Annotated in this window: 19 protein-coding genes; 16 read left to right on the top strand and 3 right to left on the bottom strand. The window is 33.8% G+C overall.

Going from position 1 to position 20,218, the window contains the following annotated elements:
* The first annotated feature begins 28 nt into the window (after positions 1 to 28).
* The 14 genes from G3A46_RS07155 (at position 29) to G3A46_RS07095 (ending at position 15,946) form a co-directional block, all read left to right on the top strand.
* A complete protein-coding gene (locus tag G3A46_RS07155) occupies positions 29 to 1,417 on the top strand; it encodes an asparagine synthase-related protein (protein ID WP_165148125.1) in 1,389 nt (462 codons plus the stop codon).
* Positions 1,401 to 1,526, top strand: coding sequence for a hypothetical protein (locus G3A46_RS14475; RefSeq protein WP_277875386.1), 126 nt, complete (start codon positions 1,401 to 1,403; stop codon positions 1,524 to 1,526). Before G3A46_RS07155 ends, G3A46_RS14475 begins: the two co-directional genes overlap by 17 nt.
* 115 nt (positions 1,527 to 1,641) lie before the next feature.
* A complete protein-coding gene (locus tag G3A46_RS07150; RefSeq protein ID WP_165148123.1) occupies positions 1,642 to 2,694 on the top strand; it encodes a glycosyltransferase family 4 protein in 1,053 nt (350 codons plus the stop codon).
* A gap of 2 nt (positions 2,695 to 2,696) precedes the next feature.
* On the top strand, positions 2,697 to 3,554 hold the full coding sequence (locus G3A46_RS07145; protein ID WP_165148121.1) for a sulfotransferase domain-containing protein: 858 nt from the start codon (positions 2,697 to 2,699) through the stop codon (positions 3,552 to 3,554).
* Between the two features lie 2 nt (positions 3,555 to 3,556).
* Positions 3,557 to 4,759 carry a glycosyltransferase family 4 protein gene (locus G3A46_RS07140; RefSeq protein ID WP_165148119.1) on the top strand — a complete coding sequence of 401 codons (1,203 nt, stop codon included), beginning with the start codon at positions 3,557 to 3,559 and terminating at the stop codon, positions 4,757 to 4,759.
* 74 nt (positions 4,760 to 4,833) lie between these two features.
* The gene (locus G3A46_RS07135; RefSeq protein ID WP_165148117.1) at positions 4,834 to 5,907 is read left to right on the top strand and encodes an exostosin family protein; all 1,074 of its coding nucleotides are present in this window, start codon (positions 4,834 to 4,836) and stop codon (positions 5,905 to 5,907) included.
* The gene (locus tag G3A46_RS07130) at positions 5,908 to 7,341 is read left to right on the top strand and encodes an MBOAT family protein (RefSeq protein ID WP_165148115.1); all 1,434 of its coding nucleotides are present in this window, start codon (positions 5,908 to 5,910) and stop codon (positions 7,339 to 7,341) included.
* Positions 7,341 to 8,222 carry a hypothetical protein gene (locus tag G3A46_RS07125; protein ID WP_165148113.1) on the top strand — a complete coding sequence of 294 codons (882 nt, stop codon included), beginning with the start codon at positions 7,341 to 7,343 and terminating at the stop codon, positions 8,220 to 8,222. The genes G3A46_RS07130 and G3A46_RS07125 overlap by 1 nt, the downstream gene beginning before the upstream one ends.
* Positions 8,222 to 9,565, top strand: coding sequence for a glycosyltransferase family 2 protein (locus G3A46_RS07120; RefSeq protein WP_165148111.1), 1,344 nt, complete (start codon positions 8,222 to 8,224; stop codon positions 9,563 to 9,565). The genes G3A46_RS07125 and G3A46_RS07120 overlap by 1 nt, the downstream gene beginning before the upstream one ends.
* Positions 9,566 to 9,739: 174 nt before the next feature.
* Entirely contained in the window at positions 9,740 to 10,831 is a 1,092-nt protein-coding gene (locus G3A46_RS07115; RefSeq protein WP_165148108.1) for a glycosyltransferase family 4 protein, read from the top strand.
* Between the two features lie 59 nt (positions 10,832 to 10,890).
* Positions 10,891 to 12,021: a glycosyltransferase gene (locus G3A46_RS07110; protein WP_165148105.1), complete on the top strand. Its 1,131-nt coding sequence runs from the start codon at positions 10,891 to 10,893 to the stop codon at positions 12,019 to 12,021.
* A 105-nt stretch (positions 12,022 to 12,126) separates the two neighbouring features.
* On the top strand, positions 12,127 to 13,392 hold the full coding sequence (locus tag G3A46_RS07105) for an O-antigen ligase family protein (protein ID WP_165148102.1): 1,266 nt from the start codon (positions 12,127 to 12,129) through the stop codon (positions 13,390 to 13,392).
* Entirely contained in the window at positions 13,355 to 14,377 is a 1,023-nt protein-coding gene (locus G3A46_RS07100) for a glycosyltransferase family 4 protein (RefSeq protein ID WP_165148099.1), read from the top strand. The genes G3A46_RS07105 and G3A46_RS07100 overlap by 38 nt, the downstream gene beginning before the upstream one ends.
* Before the next feature lie 177 nt (positions 14,378 to 14,554).
* Positions 14,555 to 15,946 carry a sugar transferase gene (locus G3A46_RS07095; RefSeq protein WP_165148096.1) on the top strand — a complete coding sequence of 464 codons (1,392 nt, stop codon included), beginning with the start codon at positions 14,555 to 14,557 and terminating at the stop codon, positions 15,944 to 15,946.
* Positions 15,947 to 15,977: 31 nt separating this feature from the next.
* On the opposite strand, the gene G3A46_RS07090 is transcribed toward G3A46_RS07095, so the two are convergent.
* From G3A46_RS07090 to G3A46_RS07080, 3 genes are read right to left on the bottom strand one after another with little or no spacing between them, the layout of a single operon-like run.
* Complete coding sequence (locus tag G3A46_RS07090; RefSeq protein ID WP_165148093.1) at positions 15,978 to 16,511, bottom strand: RsmD family RNA methyltransferase; 534 nt, start codon at positions 16,509 to 16,511, stop codon at positions 15,978 to 15,980.
* Positions 16,511 to 17,329 carry a DUF3822 family protein gene (locus tag G3A46_RS07085; RefSeq protein WP_165148090.1) on the bottom strand — a complete coding sequence of 273 codons (819 nt, stop codon included), beginning with the start codon at positions 17,327 to 17,329 and terminating at the stop codon, positions 16,511 to 16,513. Before G3A46_RS07085 ends, G3A46_RS07090 begins: the two co-directional genes overlap by 1 nt.
* Positions 17,310 to 17,972: a hypothetical protein gene (locus G3A46_RS07080; protein ID WP_165148087.1), complete on the bottom strand. Its 663-nt coding sequence runs from the start codon at positions 17,970 to 17,972 to the stop codon at positions 17,310 to 17,312. Before G3A46_RS07080 ends, G3A46_RS07085 begins: the two co-directional genes overlap by 20 nt.
* A 127-nt stretch (positions 17,973 to 18,099) precedes the next feature.
* On the opposite strand from G3A46_RS07080, the gene G3A46_RS07075 reads away from it, so the two are divergent.
* Both G3A46_RS07075 and G3A46_RS07070 read left to right on the top strand, forming a co-directional pair.
* Positions 18,100 to 19,530, top strand: coding sequence for an AAA family ATPase (locus G3A46_RS07075; protein WP_139854785.1), 1,431 nt, complete (start codon positions 18,100 to 18,102; stop codon positions 19,528 to 19,530).
* A gap of 88 nt (positions 19,531 to 19,618) precedes the next feature.
* A complete protein-coding gene (locus G3A46_RS07070) occupies positions 19,619 to 20,197 on the top strand; it encodes a DUF4126 domain-containing protein (RefSeq protein ID WP_139854784.1) in 579 nt (192 codons plus the stop codon).
* Positions 20,198 to 20,218: the final 21 nt, after the last annotated feature.

Genomic DNA, 20,218 nt, shown 5'->3' with positions numbered 1-20,218 from the left:
TGCGTGAACCCTAAAAGCCAAAACCTCAATGAAAACTATCAAAACCTCAATACTTCCTACCCATCCTCAACACGTAAAAGTCCGTGCGCCACATGAACTGGATAAAAAAGCCATTTGCATATTTGCAGCCACTAGTTACTTCCTGGGCACAGACACCTATTGGAAAGATGAAAAAGTACTTCCTCCGGGAACGATTAACACCATCGACGATGAAGGATATTGGGTAGATAGCAAGCCGTGGTTTGAATGGTATTACAAGCCTCGGGATATTTCCTTTGACCAAGCAGTTTCAGAATTCACAGTGCTATTCCACACCATCTGCAAAGAACAAGCAGGGGATAGAACCGTATTGCTTCCTCTCTCTGGAGGATTGGACAGCAGGACGCAGGCGGTTGCCTACTCCAAACTAAACAACCCCGTGATTTCCTATAGCTATTCGTTTCACAACGGCTATAAAGAAGGCGGGATTTCCAGTAAAATCGCTAAAGAATTAGGATATGAGTACCGAGATATGACCATTCCTAATGGTTATCTGTGGGATAATGTTGATGAATTAGCCAAGCTGTTAAAGTACGGCACTGAATTTACCCATCCCCGACAAATGGCGGTAATTGATGAGTTTAGAAAAATGGATGGCGTATTTACTTTAGGGCATTGGGGCGATGTGCTTTTTGATGCTGTTGCTCCTAAAGATCTAGCGGAAGAGGACGCTGAAGAATGGATATTAAAGAAGATTATAGTAAAAGGTGGGCAAGAGTTGGCCGAAGCTCTATGGAAAGAATGGGAGTTGGAAGGAGAGTTTATGGAATATCTAAGGCAACGCACCAAGGAAATTTGGAAAGGACTTAAAATAGACGATATAGGCGCCAAAGCGCGTGCGTATTATAGTAGTACTCGCGCAGTGCGATGGACTAATCTGGGATTTGCTATTTTTGAAGCCACAAATCCTATTGAAGCTCCTTATTACGACAATAGGATGGCGGAATTTATCTGTGGTATACCAGAAGAGTACTTAGCCGATAGAAAAATACAGATCGCCTATTTAAAAAACCAAAGTCCTGAAGTGGCGAAGATTACTTGGCAAGCTCAAAGGCCGTATAACCTCTACGATTATCATAAAAACAAGGTTCCACATAATTTACCGTATCGCATTGTAGATAAAGCAAAGCGTGTTGTTAATGCAAAGATGGGAAAACCTTTAATTCAGCGTAACTGGGAGCTACAGTTTTTGGGAATGGAAAATGATGAAAAGCTTCAAGGGCATCTCTTTGACAAAAACTTACATCCCTTCCTACCAAAAGAGTTGATTACGCGCTTCTACAATAAGTTTAGCACAGATGATCGGGTTAAATATTCGCATCCACTGAGTATGTTGCTTACATTGGCGGTTTGGTATAAGAATGAAGTACGAAGTTAGAAGTTTGAAGTTGGAAGTACGAAGGTGGAAGTACGAAGTTGGAAGTGTGAAGTTGGAAGTACGAAGTTGGAAGTACGAAGTTGGAAGTGCGAATTATGAAGTGGGGTGAGACGCACGGAGTACGCTGAGAGTATTTAAAACTCTGCGGCCTCTGCGTTGTCCTCTGCGGTCTCTGCGAGAAACACACATACACAATAGAAAATTACAGATAGTTAATAAACAAAATGTCAAAAATCAAGATTCTATATACGATTCCAAATTTTAAAACGGCTGGAAGTCAGTATGTCTTGTTGTCTTTATTGAGAAATATTGATAGAGATATTTTTGATCCTTATATATGCATTGAAAAATTTCCAGAAGCAATTCCGACTGATATTTTAGATAACGAATGGATACAATTTACTTGGACAGGAAAAAAATCATCTGATATATTAAAATTCCGGAAAATCTTAAAAGATTATAAAATTGATGTACTACACTCTTGGGACTATAAATCTAATTATATAGAAGCTCTTGCATGTAGATTAGCAGGAGTTAAATATCTATATACTAAAAAGAATAACGCTTGGTCTAAGCGTTGGATGTTGAAAAGTTTGTTGTCTAGCCATATAGCGTATGATAACCCTGAAATGAAAACTCGATTTTTTAAATCAATGCTTTTAAGGCATAAAATTTCCTTTATTCCACATGGGGTTGATACAAAAGTGTTTAAGCCTTTAGAACCAATTGAACATACTACATTTAATGTTGTTTGTGTCGGAAATATTGGAGATAATAAGAATCAGCTATTTATAATAAAAGCACTGAAAAATTTACCTCATAATATAATATTGCATTTATATGGTAAGGAAGATAAAGAATACAGAAAAAAACTAGACGATTTTATAGAATTGAACAATATAAAGGAGAGGGTTCATTTTCATGGATTTTTAGAAAATGTGACAATACCTCAAGTTTATAGAGAGATGGATTTGTTTGTGTTGGCTTCCTATCAAGAAGGGTTACCTGTGTCTATATTAGAAGCATTAGCTTGTGGATTGCCAGTGTTATCTTCAGACTCTGGAGGTGGTGCAAGATACATTCTATCAAAAGGTGGTGGGTATATATTCGATTTAGATAATCCTAATAGCTTGGTAGATAATCTTAAGAGGGTGGCTACCAATAAAGAAGAAATGAAAAGACTTTCTATAGAAGGAATGAAAAATATAAATGCAAATTTTTCAGTACAGAATGAAATATCATCTTATGAAAAAGTATATTTAAAAAATACAAAGTAATAGTGAGTAGGTTCAATAAACATATTATTATAGTTGGTTCAGCTAGAAGTGGGACTAGTTGGTTAAGTGAAGTAATCGCTAGGCAGTTCCGTTATAGAATGCTTTTTGAACCAGAGCATGAGTTTAATACTAAGAAAGGAAAGTTAATTTGCGATAAATGGCTTCAAACTGAAGCAAGTTCTGTTGACGCTAATCGTTATTTAAAAAGAGTATTAAACAACCAAGTAGATAGTGATTGGATAGGGCAGATAAGTAATAGGAAATACAAAATGCACTTGTGGCCCTTTATTCCTAAAAAGTACATTATCAAATTTGTACGAGCTAATCTTTCGGCTAAATACTTAAATGAAAACTTTAAGGTGCCCCTTATACATATCATTAGGAATCCCTACGATGTCCTCGCTTCACAACAACGAGTTAAGTTTCCATGGCTATATAATTTAGAGCGCTTCAAGCAACAAAAAGATTTAGTTCAAGTGGTAAAAGAAAATTTTAAATTCGACCTTATTGAAGATACTAAAGCTTTTACTCCTTTGGAAATACTTACGGTGCGATGGTGTCTTGAGAATATATTGCCCTTACAAATATTGGAGCCATATCAATATAAACATCGTATCGTCAAACATGAAGATTTACGTAATGACTTAGATCTGTTTCTTGAGATATGTGATGAATTTAATATAGAACCTTTACCTAATATAGAAAAAGAGTATCAGCGTCCTTCATCTAAAACACATCCCAAAAGCGCAATTATAAATAAAGGAAAAAATACCTTAAAGTTTACTGTAGAAGAACTAGATGAAATAAATAATTTGCTAGATATTTTTAACTGTAATTTATACCCACGAATTCAAGCTTAGTCATGCGAATTGGAATTGTACTTTCTCAACCCCCTGGTTACTCAGAAACTTTCTTCCGGTCCAAAATTCTAGGGCTTCAGGAGAATGGAGTAGAAGTGAACTTGTTTTGTCAGGTTATAAACGATGAATTTACACTTTGTCCCGTTATAGTTAGCCCGAGGGTAAGTAAGAATCCATTCCTGCAACTATTGTTCTTTATAAAAGAGTTTGTATTGCTTATGCCATACATATCAACGGTATTACGCTATGTGAAACTAGAGCGAGCTGAAGGAACGGGATGGGCACAAGTCTTTAAGAAACTATATCTCAACGCTCACTTGCTTAAAGCAAAATTAGATTGGTTGCACTTTGGGTTTGCTACAATGGCCTTAGGTAGCGAAACAGTGGCTAAGGCAATAGGTGCAAAAATGGCGGTAAGTCTTCGTGGGTTTGATATTGCTGTATTTCCAATTAAATATCCTAATTGCTATATGCTTCTATGGAAGTATGTAGATAAGGTACACTCTATTTCCGATGATCTTCTAAATCTTGCTTTAAAATACGGGCTCTCTAAAAATGTACCCGTAGAAAAAATCACACCTGCTATCGATGTTAATGTGTTTAAAACCTCTAAAGAGGATGAGCATAAACTCGATGTTCCAGTTTTTATGACAACTGGGCGTCTTCACTGGAAAAAAGGATTGGTGGCTACTTTAGAAGCTTTAGCTATACTTAAAGAAGAAGGAGTTGACTTTACTTACAAGATAATTGGTGAAGGAAAAGAATATGAACGCATAGCTTATGCAGCCTATCAGCTTGGGCTTAAAGATCGAGTTCAGTTTTTAGGGAAGTTGCCACATGCTGAGGTGAAGCAGGAATTGGAAGAAGCTAGTATTTATCTTCAATACAGTATTCAAGAAGGGTTTTGCAATGCTGTGTTAGAAGCCCAGGCCATGGGGAAATTATGTATTGTTAGTAATGCAGAGGGGTTGACGGAAAATGTTTTGCATGGTAAAACGGGGTGGGTAGTGCCTAAATATTCGCCTTATCTTTTGGCAGAACAAATTAAGAAAGTACTTTTAATGGCAGATCATGAGAAATCAAAAATAACTCAAAATGCTGTGAATCGAGTGAGAGAAGAGTTTAATGTGCAAAAACAGCAAAGAGAGTTTTTGGAGTTTTATGAGGTAACCACAAATAGCGGAGATTTGCCACAGAGCGTCTAAAAGAACTTCTCTGTGTACTTGGAGTCCTTTGTGGTTGAAAAAAAATCAAACATTATAATTTAAGAAAATCTAAATTGAAATTATACTACCCAAAATCTCATTATGATAAATCTTCAAGAGGACAGTTATTCCCCTTATTAAAACCATTTATTAAAGGAGATGATTTTACCGATGCTCAGCGAATACAAGTCTATGGGGTTTCAGAAAAAGATTTTGAGTTCACTGATAAATTGGAAGAGGCGGATTTAGTAATTCTGACTATGGCGTGGAACTATTATCTAAAAACAAATAAGGAAAATCTTGCAGTTGATTTTGTCAAAAACTGTGCGATATTTAACAAGAAGGTTGTTGCTGTAACTGTTGGGGATTTTGGAGTTAAAGTTCCCAGTTTTAATAATTTAGTTTTACTACGTTCTGGAGGTTATAAAAGTAAGTTTAAGGTTAATGAGTATACAATTCCACCGTTTATTGAAGATCCTTTAAAAAAATACTACGATACTAAAAAAGTTTATCTTAGACCGTATGAGATGAAAGCTGTTGTCGGTTTTTGTGGTCAAGCAAATTTGTCGCGTTTAAATGCAGTAAAAGAGATTGTGAAAACTACACTTAGAAACTTGAAATATCACTTTAGAATATCTAAGAATGAGCCTCAGCAAATTCTTTCCACCTCTTATTTAAGAGCATCGGTTTTGAATGTTTTACAAAATTCGGATGCAGTTACAACAAACTTTATTTTAAGAAATAAATATCGAGCTGGAGTTACCAAAAATAAAGACTTTCATTCCACCACTTTAGAATTTTATGATAATCTTAAAAACTCTCCCTATATAGTTTGTGTAAGAGGTGCAGGAAATTTTTCCATTCGGTTTTATGAAGCTTTGGCCATGGGGCGAATTCCTGTATTTATAAATACAGACTGCTCTTTACCCCTAGATAATACCATTTCGTGGAAAAAACATGTCGTGTGGGTAGAGTATAATGATAGACACAAAGTAGCGCAAAAGGTAAAACAATTTCATGAGGCATTAACTGAAGACGATTTTATAAAGCTACAGAAAGACAATAGAAATTTATGGAAAAGTAAATTGACTTTAAAAGGTTTCTACAAATCATTAATCGATAATAATATAATTAGTTTGAGAAATTAGATGCTATTTAATTCTATTGATTTTGCGTTGTTTTTACCAATAGTATTTATATTATATTGGTTTGTATTTAATAAAAAGCTCAAATACCAAAATATACTTATTTTGGTGGCTAGTTATGTTTTTTATGGATGGTGGGATTGGCGATTTTTATCACTATTATTATTTAGCTCGATTGTAGATTATTCAATTGGGCTTCAAATGGATAAAACAAGTAATCTGAAGAGTAGGAAATTGCTTCTTTTTCTCAGTTTGTTAGTGAATTTGGGTTTATTAGGTTTTTTCAAATACTACAATTTCTTCATTGACAATTTTACTACAGCTTTTACATTTTTTGGTGGAACAATTCAACCTAATTCGCTCTCAATAATCTTACCTGTAGGGATATCATTTTATACATTTCAAACACTTAGTTATACAATCGATATTTATAGGCAAAAACTAGAGCCAACTAGAGATTTTATAGGGTTTGCTGCTTTTGTTGCTTTTTTCCCTCAACTAGTAGCAGGTCCTATTGAAAGAGCTACCAATCTTTTACCTCAGTTTTTTAAGAAAAGAGAATTTAATAAAGATGAAGCGATCATTGGTGTTAAACAAATTATATGGGGGCTATTTAAAAAGATAGTTATTGCAGATAACTGTGCTCAATTCGCGAATGAAATTTTTGCAAATCACACTAGTTTTTCAAGTGCGACTCTAATTTTGGGTGTTATTTATTTTTCCTTTCAGATATATTGTGATTTTTCAGGCTACTCAGATATTGCTATAGGAACAGCACGTTTATTTAACTTTAAATTAATGGTTAATTTCAGGTATCCGTACTTTTCTAGAGATATAGCTGAGTTTTGGCGAAGATGGCATATTTCATTAACTACATGGTTTCGCGATTACGTATATATTCCATTAGGTGGAAGTAGAGTTACACGAACTAAACAAATTAGGAATGTTTTTATAGTTTTTATAGTCAGCGGATTTTGGCATGGAGCCAATTGGACCTTTATAGTATGGGGAGCGATAAATGCATTGTTTTTTATTCCTTTATTACTTTCAAATAAGAATAGAGTTAATACGGATACAATTGCTGCTAATAGTGTTTTTCCGACGTTTAGAGAAATAACTTCTCTATTTTTAACTTATTGTATTGCCTTATTTGGGTGGGTGTTTTTCAGGGCCACTTCTATAAAAACTGCATTTGAATATATTGAGGGAATTTTTAAAGGTGATTTTAGTATCGAAATGCTAAGATTAGAGAGGTTCTCTTTTGAACTTTTACCGTTAATCTTAATTTTATTGGGGATAGAGTGGTTTTCAAGAAATAGTGAATTTCCATTATGTTCAGCTAAACCAAGCTATATTAAGGTTGGTGTCGTAATTATAATGATATTAGTTTTTGGAAGTTTTTCTATAGCTCAAGACTTTATATACTTTCAATTTTAATGAGAAAATTTATAAAATACATAATTGTTTTGGCCTCTATTTTAGTTGGCTCTATGTACTTGTTGGATTCTTTGTATAGTTGGGTGTATCAAAATGGAGCCTATAGGAATAAAGTAATGTGGATACATGACCTCAAAAACGAAAACTTAGACTATATTGTTTTTGGGTCCTCTAGAGCAAATAATTATGTGATTCCGAATATTATTCATGAAAAAACAGGGAAAAGAGGGCTAAATTTAGCTATTCAAGCATCTGGTCCTTTGGAAATAAAAGTCGCTATTAAAGAATATTTAAAACATAATTATACAGAAAGGATATTTATACAAGTAGATCATTCGTACAACACAGAAAAACCAGATAAGACAGGGCAACTGAGTTGGATTCCTTATATGGTTGAAGATGAGGTTTATGAGAATTTTAAGCCCTATGGAAAAGAATATCAACTTTTTAAATATTTACCTTTTTATAGATACTTAATGTTTGACTCTCGGTTAGGATATCGAAATGTTTTGTTAAGTATTTTAAATAAAGGTCTAGACTACTCAGAGTCTAAGGGATATACAGAATCTACCGGTACATTAAAAAAAGATGAGCCCTATAAGTTTTCATTAGTAGATACGCCAAACTCTCATTTTTTAGAAATCAACAAAATTTGTAATGCAATTAACATTGAAGTTATTTATTTTACTTCACCAATATATAGACCTGAAGGTAATTTTGAAATAATATCTAACCATCTTCCGAAGTATTATAATTTGTCGAATGTAATAAATGATAAGAGATTGTTTAGTGATCCTAGTCATGTGAATAAAAAAGGTGCTAAGCTTTTTACAGAAGTTTTTATTGATTCATTTTTCAATAATAAATCCACTAAAGAATAATGCTTTTTCTATTACTTAAATACCTCCAACCTACCCATTACCTCCAACTTGGCAAAAAGGACGGTAGCTCTGTTTTTCCACTTCCAGAGAAACTACCTAGTGAAATTCTCGATAAGTTATCCCCTGATTTTGGCTATAAAAGTGAGCAAGCAAGAGCTTACGATCTTAGCTGGCAGGCCATAAACAAAGGATATATTGGTACAGCAGAAACCTACACGTCGTTTAAAAAGTTGCCTTTAGAAGATGAATACCGATTTATCCGCAAATTTTTTCACCCCGCTTGGGCTTTTTACGTGCTGCTGATTCGGTTGTTTTCTTTTAATAATCCGATTAATGAAATTACAGCTTTTAAAAAGTCTTATAATACAGTAAGAAGTAATTATCTAAAGCAACCTATAGTTTATAAAAATTGGTTTTCCTTTGATTCTAAATTAGTATCTAATAAGCCTTTAGTGAGTGTAGTAATACCCACCTTAAACCGCTATGAATACTTAAAAGACGTTCTTAAGGACTTTGAACAACAGACCTATAAGCATTTTGAAATATTAATAATAGATCAGTCGAAACCGTTTCAAGAGGATTTCTGCAAAGGCTTTAACTTAAATATACGTCACATACAACAATCTGAACCTGCACTTTGGTTGGCTAGGAATTCAGCAATTAAGAAAAGCAAAGGGACAATTATCGCCCTTTCAGAAGATGATGTTAGAATAGAGCCTGATTGGCTTGAAAATCATTTGCGATGTTTGGACTTTTTTAAGGCAGATATATCTGCAGGAGTTTTTTACCCAGAAGGAAGTTCTGTTCCCAAAGAACGATCATTTTTTGCCGTAGCCTCACAATTTGCTACAGGGAACGCAATGCTTTATAAATCTGTTTTTGAAAAAATAGGATTGTTTGATCGTCAATTTGAAAAGCAACGTATGGGCGATGGTGAGTTTGGATTAAGAGCCTACCTAAACGGTTATAAAAGTGTTTCAAATCCTTATGCTTCTTGTATTGATGTAAAAGCTGCTACTGGAGGATTAAGACAAATGGGAAGTTGGGATGCTTTTCGTCCCAAAAAACTATTTGCACCACGTCCTATCCCTAGTGTATTATATTTTTTCAGAAAATACTTTGGTCGCAAAAGAGCTGTATTGGCACTTTTTAAAAGTGTACCGCTATCAATAATTCCATACCGCTATAAGAAAAACAAAAAAATGCTAATTCTGGGTGCGTTAATTTCTGTATTTCTATTACCGTTTATAATAATTCAAGTAATAATATCCTGGCGATTGGCATCGAAGAAACTTAGAGATGGGGAGATGATTGAGAGGTTAGATGTGAGAGGTGAGAGGTGAGAGGTGAGATGTTAGACTTGAGAATCTAGAATCTAGACTCTAGACTCTAGACTCTAGATGCAGTATGGTTGTAGGTCCTTAATATAGAATTTGAATATTGGAAATGTAACTGACATTGCTACTTTTATAGTTTTGTGCTTGAAATTTGCTTAAGAAAAACTATTTTTAAAATTAATGACAAAAACCCTCATATTAACTTCCGAATTTCCGCCTCAACCGGGGGGGATTGGTAATCACGCTTTAAATTTAGCTAAGGGATTACAAGGGAATGGCTATGAGGTAAACTTGCTTTGTGATTATCGCTCTAAAAACACAGAATCTGAAAACGAATACGATAAAACCCTTCCTTTTAAAGTTAAACGTATTCCAAGAAAGGATCTAATTTTCCTTAGTTATATAGCTCGTGTAAAAGCAGCAATTGCACTAGCTAAGAATAGTGAATTGATTGTATGTTCAGGTAAGTTTTCTTTATGGTTAGGAGCCTTACTTTCTTTATTTTTTAATAAAAACTTTGTAGCGATTATTCACGGTAGTGAACTTAAACTTCCGAATATTTTCCTTCGAAAACTTACAGAACTATCTCTAAAAAGATTTGATAAAATAGTAGCAGTAAGTAATTATACAAAGTCCTTAGTTGCTCACCTTAGATTAGACAATATCGTTGTTATCCCTAACGGATTTGAATTAAAATCACCTACAATTCTTCAATCATACACTAAACCCGTACCAGTGTTAATTACGGTTGGTAATGTTACCAAGCGAAAAGGTCAGCACAATATCATTAATGCTATGCCTTTGCTTTTAAAAAAATACCCCGATTTAAAATACCATATTGTTGGGATTCCTACAGAAAAGCAAAAACTAGAAAAACTAGCGCTGAACTTAAAAGTAGAAGATTCAGTGGTTTTCTTCGGAAAAGTTTCTGAAACAGAAAAAATTGAACTCCTGCAAGAAGCAGATGTCTTTATAATGTTAAGCGAAACCACTAAGACAGGCGATGCTGAAGGCTTTGGTATAGCAATCCTTGAAGCTAACGCCCTTGGCGTTCCTGCAATCGGATCTTTTGGCTGTGGTATAGAAGACGCTATAAATAATGGAATTTCAGGTAAATTAATTAATAATAAAAATATTAATCAGCTGGCTGATGCTCTGGAAGAAATTCTAAATAACTATGATTTATATTCTCAAGGCGCGAAAAGCTGGTCGCAAAACTATACTTGGGAAAAAGTAATTAAAAAATATCTTACAATTTTGAAAGAATTATAAGGTTAATAATACATTTTAGAGACTAGAAACTAGAAACAAGAACTAAGAAAAAAGAACTATTGAAACTCGCTATAATCTCGCATACTGAACATTACAAATTACCTGATGGAACTATTGTGGGATGGGGGCCAACGATTAGTGAATTAAATCATTTGGCTCAGGGCTTTGATGAAATTTATCATCTAGCTTATTTACACCCTGAAATGCCACCCCCCAGTTCTTTGCCTTATACTTCTTCTAAAATTAAATTCATTCCCATGAAGCCTCTTGGCGGAAAAGGAATAGGAGAGAAGCTTAAGATTATAGCTAATGTTCCTTCAGTAATAAATTCTGTAAACAAGGTGTTACAACAAGTTGATGTATTTCAGTTACGTACTCCTACAGGAATAGGTGTTTTTTTGATACCGTATTTATCACTTTTCAGTAAAAAAAAGGGCTGGTATAAATATGCTGGGAATTGGAATCAGGAAAATCCACCCTTTGGTTATGCATTACAACGGTGGATGTTGAAAAAACAACATAGAAAAGTTACTATCAACGGAAGATGGCCCCAGCAGGAAAGCCATTGTATAACTTTTGAGAACCCTTGTCTCACAGGAGAAGAACGCGTGATTGGATTGCAAATTACCAATGCAAAGGTGTTTAAACCTCCATATACATTTTGTTTTGTTGGGAGGTTGGAAGATGCAAAAGGGGTACAACGTATTATTGATGCATTTGGAAGTTTGGAAAATAAGGAGAATGTAAGCACGATTCATTTTATTGGAAATGGCGAAAAAATGAATGTGTATAAAAAGCAATGCGAAGAGCTGCAACTACCTGCTGTATTTCACGGGTTTTTAGACCGTGCTCAAGTTTTTGAAATTTATAAGAAATCTCATTTTTTAATGCTACCAAGTACTGCTTCCGAAGGTTTTCCTAAAGTTATAGCAGAAGCAATGAATTTTGGATGTTTGCCAATAGTTTCTTCGGTATCAAGTATTACGCAATATGTTAATTCATCAAACGGATTTGTAGTAGATCCTTGTACAGCTGAAGCATTAAGAGAATTAGTCTTGGATATTTTAAAAATTGAAGAGAATGTATTAAAAGTAAAAGCTTCAAAAGCTTATAAAGTTGCTAAAGATTTTACCTTTGAGAATTATCGCCATAGAATTAAAACAGAAATTTTAAAAGAGTCAACTCCCTAAAATACTTTTATCATCAAGATCAGACTGTTTGAAAATATTAAACCTTTAAGCGCTATACTCCTTCACGTAGGTATAGGAGTTATTGCATCGATTAATCGAAATGCAATGCTTATATATTTGGTTTTCATTTTTGGGTATTTTACTTGGCAGATTATTCAGAAAAAAAATAAAGCATTCAACGTATTATTAGCGTGTGCTTATTTTACAGGTGCGGAAGTTTTTTTAAGAATGACAAAGGCATATTTCTTCTATGAAGTAGGAAAATATTCTGTAATATGGTTTTCCCTTTTAGGGATGTTTTTTTTAGGCTTTAAGAGAAATTCCTACCCATTCCTTATTTATTTATTACTTCTTATACCTGCTATTTTAGTTTCTTATGATATCATTTCTTATGATGTTAATTTCAGAAAGTCTGTTTTATTTAATCTCAGCGGACCAATTTGTTTAGCTATCGCTTCAGTTTTCATTTTTGGAAGAACAATAAGAATTGATCAGCTTTTAAAGGTGTTAGACTATATGATATATCCTATGATTAGTATGACTACTTATATTATTTTGTATTCCCCTGATATACGTGAAGTTATAACTAATACTGCTTCAAACTCTGCTGTATCTGGAGGTTATGGACCTAATCAAGTTGCAACTATTTTAGGTTTAGGAGTGTTTATCTTACTTACACGACTTTTAATCCCTTATAAAAACACATTAGTACAAGGGGTTATGATGTTTTTTTTGGTTTTGATGGGGTATAGGGCTTTATTAACTTTTTCGAGAGGAGGGGTTATTGCAGGGGTAGCTATGTCTATTGCTTTTGTTATAATTTTATATTTTTCTACAAATTTAAAGTACAAAGCAAAAATAAGTTTAAAAATGCTTTTTTTAATAGCCGCTGCACTATCGATATGGGCTTTTGCTATATTTCAAACCGGCGGACTTATTGAAAACCGATATGCAAATGAGGATGCTTTAGGACGGGAGAAATCAGATATAACCACAGGAAGAGCTGAATTATTAGTTGCTGAAATTGGAGCGTTTAAAGAAAACCCGTTTTTGGGAGTTGGAGTAGGTAGGGTTAAATCACATTTTGAAGATGAGCTAGGTGTTTCAATAGCAACACATAACGAAATTTCCCGTATGCTATCAGAACATGGTGTTTTTGGAATTTTCGCATTATTGGTGTTAATATTTACACCATTAGTCACAAAATTAAATGGTAGGAAAAACATTTATTTTTATCCTTTTCTTATTTTCTGGGGGCTTACAATTGCTCACTCCTCTATGCGTATTGCTGCACCAGCATTCATTTACGCTTTATCTTTATTGAATATTGATTATGATTCCAAAAAGAAACCTGCTCTACATAGGAAATAAATTAGCAGCTCATGGTAAGCCTCCTACTGCGATTGATCTATTGTCTGTAAAATTTCAAGAGGAAGGTTATGAGGTTTATGCATCATCTTCAAAACTAAATAAAGTTTCGAGATTGTTGGATATGGTTTCCAAAACTATTCGTTATCGAAAAACTATAGACTTAGCATTAATCGACACTTATAGTACTCAAAATTTTTATTACGCTGTAATTATAGGAGGTCTATGTAGGTTTTTAAAGATTCCGTATATCCCTATTTTACACGGTGGAAACCTACCAAATAGACTACAAAACAGTAAAAGATTAAGTAAACAGCTTTTTAATAATGCACTTACCAATGTAGTACCATCGCAGTATTTAGCAGAGCAGTTTAAAACTTATGGAATCCATAATCTTACCCACATTCCAAATACTCTTGAAATTGAAAACTATAAATTTCTACAGCGAAATAAAGTAACGGCAAAACTACTTTGGGTACGTTCGTTTTCTGAGATATACAATCCTTTATTGGCATTGGAGGTTGTAGAATTATTACTTAAACAAGGTGTAGAAGTATCTCTGCGTATGGTGGGGCCTGACAAAGACGGTTCTTTAGCACGATGTAAAAAAGTAGCGGCTGAGCTAAACCTGCCAATAACTTTTACAGGAATGCTAAAAAAGAAAGAGTGGATAGCACTTTCCAAAGACTATGACATTTTTATTAATACAACCAACTTTGATAATATGCCAGTTAGCGTAATGGAAGCTATGGCTCTAGGGCTACCTGTTATTTCTACCAATGTTGGTGGGCTATCCTTTTTAATTGATCACGAAATAGATGGGATTTTAATTCCTCCCAATAATCCTGCTGCTTTTGTAAATGCTATAAATAAACTAAGGGAAAATCCAGTCTTAGCAAATACATTAAGCAACAATGCTCGAACAAAAATTGAAGCGCTTGATTGGCAGGTTATTAAACATAAATGGAACTCTGTTTTAAGATTGTAAATAGTGATGTTTTTAATCAAAAACGCTAGATTCAGTATGAAATGCTATAGTTTTACTAGTAATAATTGATAATTATTAACTATAATTGTGAAAATGATGGAATGCGTAAAATGATACGTTTATACTCTATTTTGAAGCTTTCAAAAGGACTTAAATTACCAACAATACCAATCATTAATGTCTAAGAATAATATTCATTTTGTAATTTCTGAAAGAAAAATACTACTGCGTATTCTTGATGTTGTATTTGTAATATCTGGACTGTACTTAGTTGGTTTTATTTTTGAATTCGATTACTTTAAAGTTTCAAGTGATAATTGGATTTGGTCTATAGTTCTAGCTATTTATCTAACAGTCTTTGCAACTATTTTCGAACTCTATAATCTGCAGAAGGCGAGTAAACTAGATGTTGTTGTTAAGAATGTGTTATTGACAACTTCAATTACGGTGTTGTTCTATTTGCTTACACCGTTTTACACTCCAATGCTTCCCAATAATCGCTTGCAAATAGTATATTTCTTTTTGGCGATTAATATAGCCTTACTTCTTTGGAGATATGCGTACATAGCTCTAATAACCTCTCCGAGATTTAATAAAAATGTAATCCTAATTGCACACGCCAAGGATATAGATGCGATTGTTCAATCTCTTCACAAATCTGATCCAAATTATAGAGTGATAGGATATTACAACACAGATGAATCGAACAAAATTAATTTAGATCACTTGCAGATTGATGCCTATAAACTCGAAGATTTAAGACCTTCAAAACTGAACAAGAACTATTCAGAAATAGTTGTGGCTACTCCGTTGTCTTATGGAATTTCAGTAGCACTTAACAATCAACTTATTTCTTTACTAAAAAGTAGTGTGCCGATTAGGGATTATAACCAAGTTTATGAAGAGCTTACTCAAAGAATTCCAGTGCAGTATGTTGATAGGGATTTTTATAGATATTTTCCATTTAGCCGTAGTAATCAGAACAAATTGTATCTCTTTTTTAGTAGGATTTTAGAGTTATTGTTTTCAATTTTAGGATTGCTTTGTGCTCTTGTAATATTGCCTTTTATATTAATTGGAAATCTTCTAGCGAATCCCGGCCCATTATTTTATACACAAACTCGAGTAGGGAAAAATGGGGAACACTTCGAGATTTATAAATTTAGAAGTATGGTAATTAATGCCGAAAGTGAAGGTGCACAGTTTGCCAAAGCTAAAGATAGTCGGGTTACCCGTTTTGGAAGGTTTTTACGACGTTCACGAATTGATGAAATCCCACAATTTATTAATGTAATTAAAGGCGACATGGCGATTATAGGTCCTCGACCGGAACGTCCTGTTTTTGTAGAAAAATTACAAGAATGTATCCCTTTTTATGAAGTAAGACACGTTGTAAAACCGGGAATTACTGGATGGGCACAAGTTAATGCAAGGTATGGTTCTTCTGATAAAGATGCATTAGAAAAACTTCAATACGACCTTTATTATATTAAACACAAAGGTTTGTTTCTAGATATAGCTACGCTTGTAAAAACCTTGAGTACGGTGATTTTCTTTAGAGGGCAGTAGCAATTAAGTATTGATAAAAATAGAAAGTAATCTAGCTAAAGAAACTAAATACATTGCCACCGTATTTTCTAGCTTCAGTAAAGTTATTTTCTTTAGAAAGATCATTCATTTTTGAATGTTCAATGATTAAAACTCCTTCTTCAGCTAAGAGATTCTTTTCGAAAACAGCTTTCACTATATTTTCTAAATCTGAAACCTCAAAGTCGTAAGGTGGATCTGCAAAAATCACATCAAACTTCCCTGATGCCGATTCTAAATACTTAGCAACATCAGATTTAATAGCATTTATAGGAAACTCAAATTCTTCAGATACTTTGTTTATATATTGAATACACCCTTGATGTGCATCTACAGAGGTAATATTAGGCACTGCACGCGATGCAAACTCAAAACTGATATTACCAGTTCCTGCAAATAAATCTAACACGTTTAGTTCATCAAAATAATAACGAACTCTAAGAATATTAAAAAGTGCCTCCTTAGCAAAATCCGTTGTAGGACGAACGGGAAGGTTTTTGGGAGCGGTTAATCTTCTTCCTTTATGAGTTCCTGAAATTATGCGCATTATAAGGTGTTTTGTAAGATAAAGTGACGGTGTGTATTAATCTCTGAATCTAAATTAATTTTTGGTGCTTCCGTTTTGGCAAAGTCGATGTTTCGAATGTAGGTATAAGCAATTTTATAATTGTCATCCTCCTTATCAATTTCACCTAAAAGTGTTACTGGTATGGTATCAGGATTTAACTTTAATTGCTCCATGCAGAATAGAGTGTAGTAAATAAAGTCTTCTGGAGTTCTATAATTATAACTGTTGCAAAGTTGAAGCTGACCATCTTTTAAAACAATACAGTCGAAATTGTTTTTTTGAAAATGTAGAAACATTTTTGGAAGGGAATACTTTTCCTTTTCTAAAATTGCCTTCAACATAATTGAAGTAGCGTGGTAGTAATTGAAACTCCCGTACTTTTCAAAAAAATAGTTGTTGATGTTCATAAACGGAACATATACCACCACAATGTCGTGTTTTTCAATTACATCGTGAGCCATGTAATCGTTCGCTAGAATCTTTGAATTAAATTTCAGGTATTCACTAGCTTTTGTTTCATCAAAAATAGGCGCAGGAACAAGACTGTAGATAGGAGTGGAGTAAACCACCGTAACTTCGGAAAATGAAGAATTTAAAATGTTATTTTGTGACATAATGGATTCAATATCCATTAACAATTCTTCTGGAGTGGTACTGTAGTCTAATGTTTTTTCAATAAAGAAAACAGTATCCTCATTTTTGGGATTTGTAACCAAAAAAGAAAGCCCGTTCAAAGAAACTTGAACGGACAGTCTATATTGTAAATTGTCTTGTATGTTATCTGTCTGTTCCAGCATCGTAAATTTTCGGCCAGTTTCCAGAAGTATTAACATCTTCTAATGATCCTACTTTAATATCAGGACCATTTACACCATCTACGGATTGTGTTTGTTTTTCCTGAATTAAAAGGTCTTTATCTAAGTCGCCTAAAATTACATCTTTAGAAACTTTAGCTTCAAACACTGAGTATGATGCGTCGTTTTTAACGATAGTTCCAGATTTAAGATCAAACTTTGCGTTTACACCTTCTACAGGTACATTCATCATAGTTTTGTATCTATCTGAATTTTTAAAGAGTGAATCTTTAACAGGCATAAATCCTAAAGTGTCGATCAATGATTTCTCGATGAAGTATCCTGACTCAATACCAAAAGCTTTGTTTTTAGCAACATCGGCATAACTGGTATCACGACGTTGAGTAATTGCAAATTTTGCAGTATCAATAAAATTAACCAAACTGTCCCAGTCTCCTGTAAAGTTCCCAGTAATTTCTTTGTGTGCAAGCTCGGCAGCCTGAATATCTTTCAAGTTTTTAATTACTTTGGCATAACGCTCTTCTTTAATTTTATTAAATTCTACAGGTCCCATAATAGAGCTCCATAATTTCCAACCAAGGAACACGATTACAATCCAAAGAACAATCTGAATTACTGATTTCATTATTGATAATATTAAATGTTGATTTATTTAAAGGTCTATCGCAAATCTACAATTTTTTTTTGTTCGTAAAAGTATATTGCCAAAAAATCATACCTATCTTTGAAACTCTCAATGATAGTAGTGAACAATGAATGTATCAGAATATTACAATTTTTTAAAAAGCGATTTTCCACACAATACAACTCCAAAACAAGATATTGCGCTGCAATTGTTGGCAAAATTCGTGCTAAGTACGAACAAAAATGAAACATTTTTGCTCAAAGGATATGCAGGAACAGGGAAAACTACCATAGTAGGAGCATTAGTAAAAAATCTTTCAAAGGTTAAAAAGCGAGCGGTACTTTTAGCACCAACAGGAAGAGCTGCTAAGGTTATTAGTAATTACTCCAAGAAACAAGCGTTTACAATCCACAAAAAAATATACTTTCCTAAAAGTAATAAAGGCTCCGTTTCTTTTACATTACAACAAAACAAACATCGCGATACCATATTTATAGTAGATGAAGCTTCAATGATTCCCGATATTAATCAGGATTCTAAACTCTTTGAAAATGGTTCTCTTCTAGACGATTTAATGCAATACGTTTATAGTGGAGCAAACTGTAAGCTATTGTTAATTGGTGATTCTGCCCAGTTGCCTCCTGTACACCTCTCTATAAGCCCAGCATTGGATGCACGAGTGTTGGAGATGCAATACGATAGAGAAGTAATTTCGATAGAACTAGACGAGGTTGTAAGACAACAAAAGGATAGTGGTATTTTAGAAAATGCAACAAAAATTCGTGAACGACTAGACGATGAACTTTACGAAGCATTTAAATTTTCTGGTGAGAGTTTCCCAGATGTAATTCGCCCAATAGACGGGCAGGAAATTATGGATGCTATTAATGATAGTTATTCAGCCTTAGGAAATGAAGATACAGTAATAATTGTACGTTCAAATAAACGTGCAAACCTTTATAATCAAAGTATTCGCGAACGAATTTTATTTCAAGATTCCGAATTATCTGCAGGGGACTACCTAATGGTGGTGAAGAATAATTATTTTTGGGTAGATAATACTAGTGAAGCTGGATTTATAGCTAATGGAGATATTGTTGAAGTATTAGAAATTTTCGCTTTTAAAGAATTATACGGTTTCCGTTTCGCTGAAGTAAAAATGCGAATGGTTGATTATCCAAATATGAAACCTATTGAAACTGTGTTATTGTTAGACACGCTAACATCTGAATCTCCTTCCTTAACCTATGATGAGTCTAATAAGCTCTATCAAGAAGTGATGAAGGATTACGCAAATGAAAGCTCTAAATACAAGAAATTTTTAGCTGTAAAGAAAAACAAGTACTTTAATGCCTTACAAGTGAAATTTAGTTATGCTATCACGTGTCATAAATCACAAGGTGGACAGTGGAAAACGGTTTTTGTAGAACAACCATACCTGCCTAATGGTGTTGATAAAGAGTATTTACGATGGCTATACACCGCAGTTACTAGAGCACAGGATAAATTGTATCTGATAGGCTTTAAGGATGAGTTTTTTGAGGATGAAGTGTTTTAAATTATAATTCAGAAATAGATATTAAGTTTTTGATGTTTGTAATTTAGTGTTTGTGATTTGATTTCAAGAACTTTAGATATTATTAAAAATGGAAACTTTTGAAATTATATTAAGTGCTTTTTTAGGGGTCGGCCTTGCAGCAGCTGTTGGGTTTCGGGTTTTCTTGCCGTTATTAGTATTAAGTTTGGCTGGATACTTTGACATTATTACTCTAAATGAGAGTTGGGAATGGGCAGGAAGCCTTACAGCAGTTATAACAATGGGCGTTGCCACCTTATTCGAGATTTTCGGTTACTATATCCCTTGGATAGACAATTTACTAGATACAATAGCTTTGCCACTTGCAACTTTAGCTGGTACTGCGGTAATGGTTGCTACAGTTACAGATTTGAGTCCGGTGATTACTTGGGCTTTAGCAATTATTGCAGGAGGAGGAACTGCAGCTGCCATAAAAGGAAATACTTCTGCGGTAAGACTTACTTCAAGTACAACAACAGGCGGAATAGCAAACCCAGTTTTAACTACTGTGGAGACAGGAACTTCTGTTGTTATGGCGGTGGTTTCTATATTCTTACCTATTTTAGCATTTGTGTTAGTGGTGTTTTTGTTTTTTATAATTTTCAGATTTTATAAAAAGCTTCGTAAAAAACATCTGCCACGAACATAAACTTCTTATTTTTGATTTCAT

The sequence above is a fragment of the Aequorivita sp. KMM 9714 genome (assembly GCF_011065475.1).
In the GTDB taxonomy this organism is placed as follows: Bacteria; Bacteroidota; Bacteroidia; order Flavobacteriales; family Flavobacteriaceae; genus Aequorivita; species Aequorivita sinensis.
The sequence above is the reverse complement of the archived record's forward strand: the minus strand, read 5'-3'. Positions and strand labels throughout refer to the sequence as shown.

Coding starts and splice junctions, on each gene's coding strand:
- G3A46_RS07080 (WP_165148087.1), bottom strand. CDS start 17,972: ATGAAATCAGTAATTCAGATTGTTCTTTGGATTGTAATCGTGTTCCTT.
- G3A46_RS07070 (WP_139854784.1), top strand. CDS start 19,619: ATGGAAACTTTTGAAATTATATTAAGTGCTTTTTTAGGGGTCGGCCTT.
- G3A46_RS07115 (WP_165148108.1), top strand. CDS start 9,740: ATGACAAAAACCCTCATATTAACTTCCGAATTTCCGCCTCAACCGGGG.
- G3A46_RS07120 (WP_165148111.1), top strand. CDS start 8,222: ATGCTTTTTCTATTACTTAAATACCTCCAACCTACCCATTACCTCCAA.
- G3A46_RS07150 (WP_165148123.1), top strand. CDS start 1,642: ATGTCAAAAATCAAGATTCTATATACGATTCCAAATTTTAAAACGGCT.
- G3A46_RS07090 (WP_165148093.1), bottom strand. CDS start 16,511: ATGCGCATAATTTCAGGAACTCATAAAGGAAGAAGATTAACCGCTCCC.
- G3A46_RS14475 (WP_277875386.1), top strand. CDS start 1,401: ATGAAGTACGAAGTTAGAAGTTTGAAGTTGGAAGTACGAAGGTGGAAG.
- G3A46_RS07155 (WP_165148125.1), top strand. CDS start 29: ATGAAAACTATCAAAACCTCAATACTTCCTACCCATCCTCAACACGTA.
- G3A46_RS07085 (WP_165148090.1), bottom strand. CDS start 17,329: ATGCTGGAACAGACAGATAACATACAAGACAATTTACAATATAGACTG.
- G3A46_RS07125 (WP_165148113.1), top strand. CDS start 7,341: ATGAGAAAATTTATAAAATACATAATTGTTTTGGCCTCTATTTTAGTT.
- G3A46_RS07075 (WP_139854785.1), top strand. CDS start 18,100: ATGAATGTATCAGAATATTACAATTTTTTAAAAAGCGATTTTCCACAC.
- G3A46_RS07100 (WP_165148099.1), top strand. CDS start 13,355: ATGATTCCAAAAAGAAACCTGCTCTACATAGGAAATAAATTAGCAGCT.
- G3A46_RS07140 (WP_165148119.1), top strand. CDS start 3,557: ATGCGAATTGGAATTGTACTTTCTCAACCCCCTGGTTACTCAGAAACT.
- G3A46_RS07095 (WP_165148096.1), top strand. CDS start 14,555: ATGTCTAAGAATAATATTCATTTTGTAATTTCTGAAAGAAAAATACTA.
- G3A46_RS07105 (WP_165148102.1), top strand. CDS start 12,127: ATGCTTATATATTTGGTTTTCATTTTTGGGTATTTTACTTGGCAGATT.
- G3A46_RS07130 (WP_165148115.1), top strand. CDS start 5,908: ATGCTATTTAATTCTATTGATTTTGCGTTGTTTTTACCAATAGTATTT.